Annotated in this window: 12 protein-coding genes; 8 read left to right on the forward strand and 4 right to left on the reverse strand. The window is 32.4% G+C overall.

The features are described from left to right. The coding region (locus QZZ48_RS09775) for an ATP-binding protein (protein ID WP_294964992.1) at positions 1 to 1,245 on the reverse strand (1,245 nt) is incomplete at its 3' end. A gap of 265 nt (positions 1,246 to 1,510) precedes the next feature. Between QZZ48_RS09775 and QZZ48_RS09780 the strand changes: the two genes are divergently transcribed. From QZZ48_RS09780 to QZZ48_RS09815, 8 genes are all read left to right on the forward strand, one after another. Beyond that, positions 1,511 to 2,644 carry an alkaline phosphatase family protein gene (locus QZZ48_RS09780; RefSeq protein WP_294964994.1) on the forward strand — a complete coding sequence of 378 codons (1,134 nt, stop codon included), beginning with the start codon at positions 1,511 to 1,513 and terminating at the stop codon, positions 2,642 to 2,644. Positions 2,645 to 2,648: 4 nt separating this feature from the next. Then, the gene (locus QZZ48_RS09785) at positions 2,649 to 4,619 is read left to right on the forward strand and encodes a hypothetical protein (protein WP_294964997.1); all 1,971 of its coding nucleotides are present in this window, start codon (positions 2,649 to 2,651) and stop codon (positions 4,617 to 4,619) included. Next, the gene (locus QZZ48_RS09790; RefSeq protein WP_294965000.1) at positions 4,591 to 6,039 is read left to right on the forward strand and encodes an OmpA family protein; all 1,449 of its coding nucleotides are present in this window, start codon (positions 4,591 to 4,593) and stop codon (positions 6,037 to 6,039) included. Before QZZ48_RS09785 ends, QZZ48_RS09790 begins: the two co-directional genes overlap by 29 nt. Continuing rightward, entirely contained in the window at positions 6,039 to 6,590 is a 552-nt protein-coding gene (locus QZZ48_RS09795; RefSeq protein ID WP_294965003.1) for a DapH/DapD/GlmU-related protein, read from the forward strand. The genes QZZ48_RS09790 and QZZ48_RS09795 overlap by 1 nt, the downstream gene beginning before the upstream one ends. Positions 6,591 to 6,602: 12 nt before the next feature. Continuing rightward, positions 6,603 to 7,928: an O-antigen ligase family protein gene (locus QZZ48_RS09800; protein WP_294965029.1), complete on the forward strand. Its 1,326-nt coding sequence runs from the start codon at positions 6,603 to 6,605 to the stop codon at positions 7,926 to 7,928. Beyond that, positions 7,925 to 8,326: a hypothetical protein gene (locus QZZ48_RS09805; RefSeq protein WP_294965030.1), complete on the forward strand. Its 402-nt coding sequence runs from the start codon at positions 7,925 to 7,927 to the stop codon at positions 8,324 to 8,326. Before QZZ48_RS09800 ends, QZZ48_RS09805 begins: the two co-directional genes overlap by 4 nt. Positions 8,327 to 8,964: 638 nt before the next feature. Then, the gene (locus QZZ48_RS09810) at positions 8,965 to 9,600 is read left to right on the forward strand and encodes a TIGR02594 family protein (RefSeq protein ID WP_294965032.1); all 636 of its coding nucleotides are present in this window, start codon (positions 8,965 to 8,967) and stop codon (positions 9,598 to 9,600) included. Then, positions 9,600 to 10,118, forward strand: a complete 519-nt coding sequence (locus QZZ48_RS09815) for a hypothetical protein (protein WP_294965035.1) — start codon at positions 9,600 to 9,602, stop codon at positions 10,116 to 10,118. The genes QZZ48_RS09810 and QZZ48_RS09815 overlap by 1 nt, the downstream gene beginning before the upstream one ends. Before the next feature lie 198 nt (positions 10,119 to 10,316). On the opposite strand, the gene QZZ48_RS09820 is transcribed toward QZZ48_RS09815, so the two are convergent. Genes QZZ48_RS09820 through QZZ48_RS09830 form a run of 3 tightly spaced genes read right to left on the reverse strand, consistent with a single transcriptional unit; the run spans position 10,317 to position 13,581 of the window. Further along, positions 10,317 to 10,439, reverse strand: coding sequence for a thioredoxin family protein (locus tag QZZ48_RS09820; RefSeq protein WP_294965036.1), 123 nt, complete (start codon positions 10,437 to 10,439; stop codon positions 10,317 to 10,319). Then, the gene (gene hrpB / locus QZZ48_RS09825; RefSeq protein ID WP_294965039.1) at positions 10,430 to 12,946 is read right to left on the reverse strand and encodes an ATP-dependent helicase HrpB; all 2,517 of its coding nucleotides are present in this window, start codon (positions 12,944 to 12,946) and stop codon (positions 10,430 to 10,432) included. Before hrpB ends, QZZ48_RS09820 begins: the two co-directional genes overlap by 10 nt. 29 nt (positions 12,947 to 12,975) lie before the next feature. Further along, positions 12,976 to 13,581, reverse strand: a complete 606-nt coding sequence (locus QZZ48_RS09830) for a GGDEF domain-containing protein (protein WP_366755926.1) — start codon at positions 13,579 to 13,581, stop codon at positions 12,976 to 12,978. Between the last annotated feature and the right edge of the window lie 97 nt (positions 13,582 to 13,678).

A 13,678-nucleotide genomic window follows, 5' to 3' on the forward strand; every position in this document is an offset into this window, starting at 1 on the left:
ATATAAATTATAAATATGAGGAACTCCGCCAAATTTGCCTTCTAAGTAGTTTTTTTCAAGAGAAGTGTCTTTTCTAGCTCCAAAATCTATTAGAGAAAAAATCTCACTTTCACCATATATATTTTTTTCTACAAACCAAATTTGGTCTCTACGAAATAATTTATGAGTTAATAAGTTTGTATCGTGAGTAGCAAAAATCAATTGAGCATTTTTTGGATTAGTTTCTTTAGAATTAAATAGTTCTATAATAAACTCAGTCATTTGTGTATGAAAACTATTGTCTAATTCATCAATAATTAAGATTTCACCTTTATCAAGAGTTTCAATAATTGGACCAGCAAGTAATAAAAATTTTTTTGTACCTGTTGATTCATTTTTAAATTTAAATTCAATATCTCCAATATATTCATTTTGCTCATTATATTGCATGTGTTTTGTTATTATCTCTGCATGAGTAATCTTACTTTTTTCTGCTTTATCATCTTTTATCATCTTTTGTATAGAAGAAGGAACTTCTTCATACTCTACATCTGTTTCTTTCATTTCTACATCTTTTATACCCATATCAACTGATAAAAGTAATTGAAGAATTTTACATTTATTTTCTGAATCACCAAGCATATTAAGTGTATAGTGTTCAAATTGATTCTTGTCAACATTTGATGTAATATTAAATTGATTAAACCAATTACTTATATCTTTTGAAATACTGCCATTAAACTGTGCTACAACTGATAAAAAAAGTGCATTTTCTCTAGTCTTATCTTCTTTTACAATCAGTTTACCTTCAGAAAAAGCTTTTGACAAATCGAATTCTTGACCAGTTCTAATAAATAATTTTGTTTCTCTAATCTTTGTTTGAAATAGCCATTCATCTTGCACAATATTACTGTCTAGTCTAAAACCGTACCTATATTTAATTTCATTATGTATAAATGTTGTCTCAAATAAAGATGGTTTTTTTTTAGTAAGTGTGTTTAGTTTAAATGGCTCTACTTCAATTGTATCATTTGGCTTGTACTCAGTTGCTGAATTTTCAACAAAACTTCTCATAAAATTCATAGCATTTAATAGATTACTTTTTCCACTTGCATTAGGACCATAAATTACGGATGATTTTAATAAAGTTTGTTTTCCATCTTCAAAAATGTTTTTAGAATGGTCTTGTATTGCTGTAGCTTCCATTGTAAAAGTTATAGAATCTTTTATAGATTTATAATTTTCGACAGTAAAGTCAATTAACATTTAATATCCTTTTTAATTGAGAGGATTATACTACAATATTTGTGAACAAATCACAAATAATTGATTTAAGCATACGGTAAATGGTAAAAAGTCACATATTTCAAGAATATTATATCAATTGTAAATAGATAATAATATGTTAAAGGAACTTAGAGAATGTTTTTTTGCATAGTATCTAGTTATTGCAATGATATGAAAATCAGTAGATATGCTATGCAAACTATCTGCAACAACTTCTATAATAATACGGTTAAAGGAGTTCAAAATGTCTAAGAAACTTGTAATTCACACTTTTATAGATGCTTTTGGGTATGAGATATATAGACACTACCCTTGCTTTTTAAAAGGAATTGTGACAAATAGCAAACCTTTAAAATCAGTTTTAGGATTTACAAACACTTGTTTGCCTTCTATCCTTTCAGGTCAGTACCCACAAGAACATAAACAAGCTTCACTGTTTTTTCATAGTGATGACTCACCGTTTAAGTGGATGAAACCTCTTTCTTTCTTGCCGGGATTTTTTAACCGTTTTAGAGTTAGAAATATTTTAAGCAAAATAGTAAAAAAGCTTCACAACTACACAGGGTACTTTCAACTATACTCTATTCCTTTTGATAAGCTTGGTTATTTTGACTTTACGGAAAAGAAGGACTACTTTGTTCCTGGTGCTCCGTTTAACACCATCTTTGACTACTGTGTACAAAACAACATAGATTACCATTGTTCAAACTGGCGTAAAAGTGAAAGTGAAAACTTAAAAGCTATAAAACAAGATATTAAAGAAGAAAAAGTAAACTTTGCTTGGCTTTACCTTCCTAGTTTAGATGGAACTATGCACACACATGGAACAACCAGCGATACAACAAGAGCAAGAGTGGCTTACTTAGACAAAGAGCTAAGAGCTGTTTATGAAGAAGCTTTAGAGCACTACGATGAAGTGAGCTTTTACGTCTTTAGCGACCACGGTATGTACGACGTAACAACAGGCTATGACCTTATAAGTGACATAGAAGCTCTAGACTTAGAGTACGGAAAAGATTATGTTGCTATGTATGACTCAACAATGGCTCGTTTTTGGTTTAAAAATGAGACAGCAAGAGAGAAGATTACTAAGGCTTTAAGTCTTGTAAAAGAGGGCAGCATCTTAGATGATGATGATTTAAAAAGAGTAAAAACATACTTTGAAGATGGACGTTTTGGAGAACTATTTTTCTTAATGGATCCAAAGGTGATGATAAATCCAAGTTACTTTGGTAAAAACCTTATAAAAGGTATGCACGGTTATCACCCAGATGCAAAGGGTTCAAATGCTGCAATTTTAAGTAACAAAAAAATAGATGATTCCATTTTAAGCATTACAGATATACGTAAAACAATGGAACAAGAGTTAGCAGGATAAGGTTATGAAAAATACATCAAAGATAAAAGAAAACCACTACTTAATAGAGCCAATGCGCTATCTAAGTGCATTGCGCAAAAACTTGTGGCTTGTTTTTTTGCTTGGAATTGTTTTTATATTTGTAGGTATTGGAATCTCTAAAGCTAAAGAGTCTTACTCTTGGAGTGCTATAGCAAAAGTTATTCGTTATGACAAAAAAATATCTATGCCAACAGATATTCCTTACCAGTTTCAAAACTTCAATTATGAAACTGCTCTTGAGACTATTCGTACACGAGCAAATCTTTTAGAGCTTATTAAAAGACTTGAACTAATCACTACACCTGAAGCACTTTTTTCAAAGTTTGAGATTAAGCGTGGACGTAACTCAGACATCATAGAAGTTATCTACACAACAGATACAAAAGAACTAGCGGCAAAGGGAGCAAACACTCTTAGTGAGATTTTTATAAAAAACTTTTACACTATTCAAAATGCTGCTATAGAGAAAATCTATGCTTATTATGAAAACTCAAAAGAAATCAAAGTAGTAGAACTTGAAAATGCTAAAAAAGAGATAGCAGATTTTTTAAGTAAAAATAATCTTATATCATTAAAGAACGAACTTGAGATGCTTTACTCACAACTAAATATTATAGAACTTGAAAGACTTCAAAATCAAACAAAAACAAAAGCTTTTAACATAGCCATAATAGAAATAGCTTTATCTTTAGAAAAATTACCAGATGAGGTGAAACTTCGTTATGCAGTAAGATCTGCAAATAAAAAAGCACTAGAATTAAAAGTAAAAGAGTTACAAAGACTTAAAAAAATATATACATCACTACACCCAAAAATAAAGATGATACAAAGTGAAATAAAACAGATAAAAGATACTATGAAAGAAGACAAAAGTGTTGCTCCAGATGAAGTGACTTACGGGACAAACCCATTAAAAGATGAAATGAATATAGAACTAAGTAAAACAAAAATAGCTTATGCAACTGCCATAAACAGTGAAGAGGCTTTAAAAGTACAGATCAAAGAGTTAAAAAGAAGCATAGCAAACTTAAGCTCTTTAAAAAAACATTTTGATAAACTATTCACTAACAAAGAAGAAGCACAGAATCAATTGAAACTTGTGTCAGACCGTTTGTATGACCTTAAGATAACAATAGGATCTAGCAAGGAAGATTTCAAGTTTTTCGAACGTGCAAAAGAGCCTAAGTTTCCTAAGCCAAGTTATAAAAAAGTTATCGTAACTGTGCTTGGAATATTTGGGATAGTTTTAGCAATAGCGTTCATTATACTAAAAGAGTTTTTAAACAACTCTATAAAAACAAAGTTTGACTTAAGTGAGCGTTTTGGTATAAAAGAAGTGATTCAACTGCCTGTTGGAAAAGAACTAACAAATGATATTAAACATAGTTTTTCTTACTTAGCAAATTCTATTATCACTGGTAAGTCTGATAAGACAAAACTAATAGCAGTAGGAAGCGATATCCCTAAAGGTATGAGTACAAATGTTATCTCAATGTTGTTAGAACAACTTAACCAACAAGACAAAAAAACTCTTTATGTAGAAATAATTACCAATGCTGATGAGGAGATAGCTCAAAAAGCTTTTTGCTTAAAAAACAGACCTAGTAAAAAAACTATATCTGTAAATAACATAAGCAAGAACATAGACAAAAGCTACTGGCTTGTAGAGCAAAACTACTCTATATTTATACCTGAGATTGAGTCTATAAATTTAGTAATTGAGAACTTAAGAGAGCTTGGATATGACTATGTAATAGTTCAACTTCCTCCATATAGTGAAGCAGAACATTTTGTTCCAACACTGATAAACCTTAGCGATGCATTTTTTCTTATTGTAGAGTTTGGAGTATCTTCTAGAAAAGTTATTCACCAGCTTGTACAAAGAGTAGAAGAATCAAGCATCGACAAAATAAAAGGAGTAATCAATGAAACTCATAAATATTTTATATCTTAATTCATTAATAGTCTTAGCACTTAGTATGAATGGATGTTTAACTCACCCATCACCAAAACCACAAGAGAATATAAAACCTATAGTATATGGTAAAGTAGTTGATGAGAAAAAATATATCTCTGGTGAAGTATTGTACTTTGAGCATAACAGTTATGAGTTGAGTAAGGAAGTCAAAACAAAGCTAGATGCGATGATAAAGTTACTAGTACAAGACTCCAAAGTGAAGTTAAATGTTACAGGTCATGCAAGTGAAAAAGGAAGCATAAACTACAATATAACACTTTCTAAATCAAGAGTAGCTGCTGTTGTAAACTACCTTTTAAGTAAAAAGATTTCTCAAACTTCTATAGTCAAAACACAAGGAGTTGGAAAAAAAGAACCGGTATGTATTGAAAATACTAGAGAGTGTCATAAGATAAGTAGAAGAGTAGAAATAGAAACTATATATGGAGTAGCAGAAGAATCTTACAATGTTGTAGATACTGATATAAAAATGCTTCGTAAGTCTAAAAGCGATAAACAGATAAAAGCTGAACTATTGCATCTACAAAAAAATAGACAAGGGACTTATACTATCGGTTCAGGTGATAAGTTTGACCTTTTTATATATGGTGAGCTTGAGCTTAGTATTAAAAATGGTGTTGTAAAACCAGATGGAACTTATACTGTTTCTATGGTTGGAGATGTGAGAATATCTGGACTAACCATAAATGAAGCGATGAAAAAAATATCTTCGCATCTAAAAAAATATATGATAGAGCCTATTGTTACTTTAGTGCCATCTGAGTTTAGATCTAAAAACTACACTATCTTAGGAAAAGTCTTAAGACCTGGTAACTATCCAGTAGAAGAAAACTCAAAAGTACTTGACACAATTGCAGATGCAGAGGGACTTTCTATTGGGATATTTAAAGACAACACTATAGAGCTTGCTGACCTTGAACATGCTTTTATCCGTAGAGGTACAAAAGTGCTTCCTGTAAATTTTGTAGAGCTTGTTCGCAAAGGAAATCCTCTACATAACATTCCTCTTCAAGACAAAGACTACATCTATATTCCATCTGCATTAAATACAGAAGTATATATTTTAGGAGAAGTAGAACTACCTGGATACTTTGGATATAAAGAGCATATGACTCTATCACAGCTTATCAGTTATGCAGAAGGTTTTAAAGAGACTGCAAACATAGAAGAGATAGCAATCATTCGCGGTCGTCTTGATGATCCATCGGTTTATGTAGTAAATCTTGAAGATATTATAGAGGGTGAAAGTATCGACTTTTTACTAAAGCCATATGACATGGTCTTTATTCCAAAATCAAAACTTGGTGATTGGAATACTATTTTAAATCTTATAACACCTAGTATTAGTGGACTTACTAGTGCATATATACTAAATCAACTAGTAGGAGCAAACTAATGAAAACTATAATCAAAGCATTATCAGCTGACATATTGATGATAAGGGCAAAAGAGAGTAACTCGTTAAGTGATATTTTTTATATTATTCACCCTAGAGTTATTCCTGTTTTTCTTATGAGAGTTGCTAATTTATTTAGCCGATATCATCTTGGAATACTTGGAAAGATAGTTGCGTTTACTAACCAAATACTGTTTGGATGTGATATTGCCAGAAATGCCAAAATAGATGGAGGTCTTTATTTGCCACATCCTATGGGTGTGGTAGTAGGTGAACATGCCGTTATCGGTAAAAACTGCATCTTACATCAAGGTGTAACTCTTGGAGACAGAGGTGAGTGCCACAAGGGAAGTGATCCTGTTTTACAAGACTATGTTGAAATAGGAACAGGTGCAAAAATCTTAGGCTCAATAAACATAGGACGGTATGCCCGTGTTGGAGCAAATAGCGTAGTTTTAAAAGATGTTGTGGACTTTGGCGTAGCTGTTGGACTTCCAGCAAAAACTATATCTATACGAGATGACAAAGAAGAGTTAGAGACAAGAAGCTAAGGGAGTCAGGTTATGTCTGAGTTTAAGTACATCATATTTTTTGTAGTGTTATTTATAGGCGTTCCATTTAACTACATACTGGCACGCAAATATGTTCACTATGAAAAGTTTTTATGGTTTTTACTAATCTTCTTTACTGCAAATATGGTGGACATAAACTTTATATCTATGGAGACATACAGAGGAAGTTCAAAAGGTTTTGAGATAGGGATGGTCGATATAGTAGTTTTTTCTATGTTGGCTGTTGTCATCGGAAGAAAAGATGAGCATCCACTAAAAATACCTCCAGGAACAACTCTATTTTTTTTGTACTTTTTCTTTAGTCTAGTCTCCATCATAAACAGCGATGTACTTGTTTACTCATTTTTTGAAATATGGAAAATGACTCGTATGTATATCTTCTTTTTTGTGGTCTACAATATGATTAGAAAGTTTGAAGAGTTCGATGATTTAATGCTTATTATCTCGTTTATTACTCTGTATATAACTATCATAGTTTTAAAGCAAAAATACATGCTTGGCATCTTTCAAGCATATGGACCCTTTCCACATCAAAACTCTCTTGTTATGTATATGATAGTTTTTGGAGCTTTGCTTTTAGCATATCTACTAAACAACAATAAGATTAAACTCTTTTACTGGCTGATGATTTTTGGAGCTGCTGGCATAGATATTATTGCGACACTATCAAGAGGAGGAATGGCCCTTTTTGCATTCTCAACTTCTATAATATTTTTGTTCTCATACACAAACAAGATGTCTTTTAGAAAACTAGGGATTACTCTAATTTTCATAATTTTAGCAAGTGGAGTTCTCTACAAAGCAAGTGATACAATTTTAGAAAGAGTTAAAACCGCACCAACTGAGTCTGTAGATGTTCGTGTAGCTCTAGCAAAAGCTGCCCAAAACATGGCAAACGATAAGTTCTTTGGCATCGGGTTAAATAACTTTGGTCTTAAAATAAACCCTCCATATCCGTATGCAAACCATATAGAGAGAAAAGATGAATATGAAAAGGGTGGTCTAGTTGAGACTATTTACCTTATGATAGCGGCTGAGACTGGCTGGCACAACTTGGGTGTATTTGTCGTATTATTACTTTATTTTTATGTTAAAAATATTCGTAATTATTTTAGAATGAAGGGAAGCATCTACAGGTATATTCCACTAGCTCTTATAGCGGCTTTGAGTTCTGTATATGTACAGTCAACTTTGGAGTGGGTGCTAAAACAAACAAATAACTTCTACCAGCTTATGTTTATCTTCGCCATCATAGGTGTTGTCTCAAGACTGCTAGATAAAAAAGATGAAGAAGATGAGAAAAAGGAGATGTCATGAAAGTAGAACCGTTTAATAAAGAATACTTCTTTAACCAATGTGATCCAACTATAAAAGACTCACTCTCTGATGAACAATCCAGAGAAGTAAAAAGACTTCTCAAACTCAGTATGCAATGTACTCGAACTAAAGCTACTAAAGTCAACTTTGACATTTGGTTTTTTGGCATTTATTTTGTGACTCTTTACTTTGGTAAGGAACATCGTAGTCCTCTGAGACGTTTTAAAGAGAGTAGCAAAGTAGAAGTTTTTGTCTCTATAATGAGTATGATTTTTTCATCTCTTTTTACTCTAAGCATAATTGTTGCAATCTTTTTAACCCTTTACTATGTAAAAACATTTGCAGGAATAGACTTCTTTGAAGAAAGTCATTTAAGCGATATATTTAAAATGGAGTAATTTATTTATGTTGTTTGTTGCATCTACTTGGCTTTAATGGGTTATATTAAAAATAACAAAACACTTTGTCATAAAATAAGCTATTTCTTCAATTTATAAAGGACATATTAAATGTATCTTTAATAATCATATTAATAGTTGTTTGTGCTATAGTGTTCCTTGAATAAATAATTATATTATAAAAACATGAATGGAGTCACATGAAAGTACCCGCAACAATCATTTCTAGTATTGCTATTTTAGGCTCAATCACATGGTTGTATTACGAGCCTGGGTTTGAACCAGCAATAACAACATTACTTGGAATATCAGGATTATTGTGGTCGTTATCTCAATCAAAATCGTCAAATAGCAATAATGAGTCAGTCGTAAGTTCGATGCACTTAAAGCACGCTGGAATGCGGAAAAGGCAATCAAGTCACCATCTATTAATGATGGTCGATTGTTACTAGGGGAAGTATTAAACTTTTTGTCTACTCTCCGAATTGAATATAGCTCGGATCAATATCATACTAAAATTGATGAGTTTACTCAGAAAATAAAAGTAACGCAAAATATGCAAATATTAATAGATGGCGGTAAGACATATGCTCAATTCTGGAATGATGGAACAGAGGCATTAGAAGAGATTGCAGTAATTGTACAAAAAATATAACAAAACCTCATATATTCTACTTTTACCTTTAGAAGTCAATGGAATTGTTAATCAAGATACTTTAATTGCTATGGACAAGGCTTTAGTTGATGGCTGGAAGTATAAAGAGCCTGATTATAAAAAAGCACCGTGGGTAAAAACTGCTGAAACTCAAATAGGTGTTAGTGAATATGCTGGCAAACATAAAGAGAATCCTCAAATTAGAGAATATTATAAAGCAGGAAAATATTTATGGGCAACTGATGACTCTGGTTCAGTGAATGCATGGTGCGGCTGTTTTGTTGCTTGGGTAATGCAAAAAGCAGGATATTCTAGTGTGAAAAATGCATTCAGAGCTAAATCATGGATGTCATATGGCAAGAAAATTGATGAACCTGTGCATGGAGCAATAGGTATAAAAAGTAGAAAAGGTGGTGGGCATACTGCTTTTATAGTTGGTAAAAGTAAAGATGGTAAATATTATTACATGCTTGGTGGAAATCAATCAGATCAAGTGAATATCAGTAAATATAAAAAAGAAGACTGGGATATGTTTGTAGTTCCAAGTAAATATGACACTACAAATGCTAAACTTCCAATTTACTCAAAACAGGCAGATAAATCAAGTAAGGAATCATAATGTATAAGACTTTTATATTTTTATTGCTAATTATAGTAAATGTGTATAGTGATGCTAATACTATACTTCTAAAAGAAAAGTGTTTTGACGATAATAAACATACTATTAATAAATGGATTTATGTTTCAAAACAAGATCAAGTAAATGAAATAACTTTACCCTTACAGTTAATTAAGAAAAATATTGAAGAATATAACTATAGTGCTCTAATGCAGATTGATAAATTTAAAATTACTAATTTTAATAAAGAAAGCAGAGAAAAGCAAATTATTTATCATGCAAATATAATTGAAACATTTAAAGGAAAAAAGCTATCAGAGATAGAGTTTTCTAAAACTATTGATATTGATGAAAAAATTTGCTTAGATAGTACAATTGTTGGGCATACTTTATTAATTAACTTGGAAGAGTATGAAAAAAAATATTATGGACCCGATGTAGGGTGTGTTAGCTCTATTGCAGATAAAGATAAAAATAAACTAATGAAATTATTTAAAATAAGTGGAGAATACAATTAAAAGTATAACAACACCTATCAGTAAACGCATAGCGTCACTGAAGATAAACGTTATCCGCTCACTGCGTGACACCTTGTCAACAACCTCTTATATTTGGAATACGAAGTACTCATATTAGTTTTGTGTGTTCCACAAAGTGTTCAAAAAGTAAAAACTACTAAGTTCCACAAACCTTAAGGGATTATGGAACAAAAAATCTTACACAAAGTTTTGAACACTTCCCTCATCAACTGTGAGTAATTTACTAGTAATTACAACTTTTCCGTCTATAACAAGATCTGGTGTACTAACAACCTGATACTCCGTGTAAATTACATCCACTTTCTAGTCTTACTTGTAGCTTGAGCGGTTAAAGGGTCATCTGGCCAGTAGTGTCTTTTATATTTTCCACGTAACTCTTTTTTTACTTCAGCATAAGTGTTTGCCCAGAAACTCTCTAAGTCCTGTGTTATTTGCATGGGTTTAGATGCAGGAGAGAGCAGGTGAATCATTAGTTTAACTTTTCCATTTAGCACACTTGGTGTACTCTTTGTCCCAAACATCTCTTGGAGTCTAACTGCTAGTACGGGTTTGTCTGCATCTGAGTAATCTATATAAATATTAGAACCACTTGCTACTTTTAATTTTGAGGGTGCTAAAGTATCAAGAGATTGCATCTGCTCCCATGTTAGTAATCCTGAAAGAATAGAGTAGAGGTTCAGAGATGCCAGAGATTTTAAAGAGTTTTTTCCATCAATGTAAGGAAGTAACCACTCTTCCATAGATGCAAGTAAAAACTCATCTGAAAAATCAGGAAACTCACAACTCAGTTTAAGAGCTTTTTGAGAGTTTATAAAGTTAATACGATGTCTGAGACCAAGAGCGTCTTTTGAGTACTCTAGAGAGTCTAATCCTAACTCTCGTATAGCTTCTAATAAAACTTTTGATACTTCTTCACCTGAACTGCTCTGCATCTGAGTCTCATTTATAACTATACTTCCAAAATAGCTTCTTTTTCTAGCCTCAACTCTTAAAAGCTCAGAGTTCCAAGAAAGAGACTCTTTAGTTTTTATGTTGTCCTTTAGATAGATTTCTATTTGAGATTTTTCTATAGATGCAGCCTTATATATAAGTGCATTTTGCCCTTTGGCATCTAAGTCACAGATAACCAAATACTCAGAGTCAAATAGTTCATCTTCTTGGTGAAGATAAGCACCTTTTTTATTTGCAAGTAGATATGAACAACTATTTTTATCTCTTCGTTTTGATACTCTATCGGGGTAGGCAAGAGCTAACAAAACTCCAATCATATCTAGGTTTACAAGACCTTTTTGTTTTTTCTCTATCCTAGAAGCACTTTGAAGTAAAAACTTAGCGTTTTTTATATCTATATGAGATGCATTTATAGAGATGCCACAACTTACATCATGTAAAATAGAAACTCTTTCTCTTATATCGCAAGATCTGTACGATGAGGTGTAGATATCTTTTTCTTGTATAAGAGCACAGATAAGAGAAGCTTCATAAGAGAGTTGCATCTTCTTAGCTTTTATCATCATATGTGCAAGACGCGGATGCATACCAAAAGAACACATCTCTTTTCCATGTTGAGTTATTCTCCCCCTTGCATCTATAGCTCCTAGTTCAAAGAGAAGCTCTTTAGCATGAGTCATTGCACCCTCAGGAGGTAAGTCCATCCACTGAAGTTCACTTATATCTTCATTTCCCCAAAGAGAGAGTTCAAGTAGCATCTGAGTAAGGTCAGTTGATAGTATCTCTGGTTTGTCATGTTTTAGAAGTATCTTACCCTTGTGCCAAAGATGGTAACACTTACCAGCGCTCAAACGTCCTGCACGCCCAGCTCTTTGAGTTGCAGAATCTTGTGAAATAAAAGAGCTTTGAAGTCTATTCATTCCTGAGCTAGAGTTAAAAACAGAAGAGTTTTGCAGACCTGAGTCTATAACTATCTTTATGCCCTCTATGGTTAAACTTGTTTGTGCAATATTTGTTGCAAGAACGATTTTTCGCTTACATTTTGGAGGTGCTTTTATAGCTCTGTCTTGTTCTTCTTTAGATAGGTTTCCATAAAGAGCAGAGATGAAAACATCTGTGTTATTAGTGTTTTTTAAAGATTCACTTATTAGCATCTGAGTCTTTTTTATCTCTGCAATTCCAGGAAAGAATACAAGTATGTTCCCCTCATCATTTTCTAAAATATCTCTTATAAGTTTTGAAACTAAAGTTGGAATCTCTTTTTTTGTTGGCTGAGTAGTCTTTGCATCTAAGAAGATGCTATCAACTGGATATGAGCGTCCCTCACTCTCTATGAGTGGAGCATCTTGTAAAAGATTGCAAATCGCATGAGTGTTTAGTGTCGCTGACATAACCAGAAGTTTGAGGTCTTCTCTGATGATTGACTGAGATTCTAAACAAAGTGCTAAAGAGAGGTCTGCATGTATACTTCTCTCATGAAACTCATCAAATATAACTAAGGCAACATCTTCAAGACTAGGGTCAGCTTGAAGTTTTCTAGTGAGGATTCCTTCTGTGACTATAAGAATTTTTGTCTTTTTACTTTTTACAGACTCCATCTTTATCTGGTAGCCAATTCTCTCTCCTACTTTTTCACCAAGAAGCTCTGCCATACGAGAAGCACATGAACGAACTGCTAAACGACGAGGTTCTAACATGATGATGATTTTGTCTTTTAACCAAGGTTCATTTAAAAGGGCGATAGGAAGTGCTGTTGTTTTTCCAGCTCCAGGAGGTGCCTGAAGAACTAAAGTATTAGAACTTAGAAGTTCTTTTTTTACCTGAGGAAGTACTTGGGTTATTGGTAGGTTTTGCATAAAGCAATTATACTAGAACTTTTGCTTAGTTATAAATATACAACTTGGTTTCTTCCATTATGCTTTGCTTTATATAGAGCTTTGTCAGCCCTAGAAATAAGTTCATTTCTTCTTTCATCTTTATTGTGAATTGTTACACCAAAACTTGCAGTCTTATGTTTTACAACAGAAAAATCATGAACTTCAATAGTCTCTTTTATTTTATTAGCCAAATTCATAATGCCTTTTTCATTTGTACTCTCTATAATAATAAGAAATTCTTCTCCACCCCATCTTCCAACTACATCTGTTTGCCTAGAAATATCGCTAAGTACCTTTGCAAACTCACATAAAACTTGGTCACCTACCTGATGTCCATGCTCATCATTTACTAACTTAAAGTAGTCAATATCAATCATAATTACACCAAAGATACTATGATGTCGTTTTGAATGTTTGATTTGATATTCTAAAGCACTGTCTAGTTTTGAACGGTTATAAAGACCTGTTAAGTAGTCTTTTGTTGCAAGCTCTTTTAGTCTTTTATTTGATTCTTTGATTTCCTTACTATGATTTTCTTTCTCAATAGCGACAGATGCAAGGTGAGCATAAGAGCTAATAAGTTTTAGCTCATAAGTACTTGGACTTTTTGCTATATTATTACGCCAATTCTAAAATCAAGTGCAATTTTTTGAAAGTAAGTTGAAAGATAGGATTAATCGATAATCTGCTAATCTTATTCGACCAAAAACA

This window comes from Sulfurimonas sp., assembly GCF_016744025.1.
GTDB lineage: Bacteria > Campylobacterota > Campylobacteria > Campylobacterales > Sulfurimonadaceae > Sulfurimonas.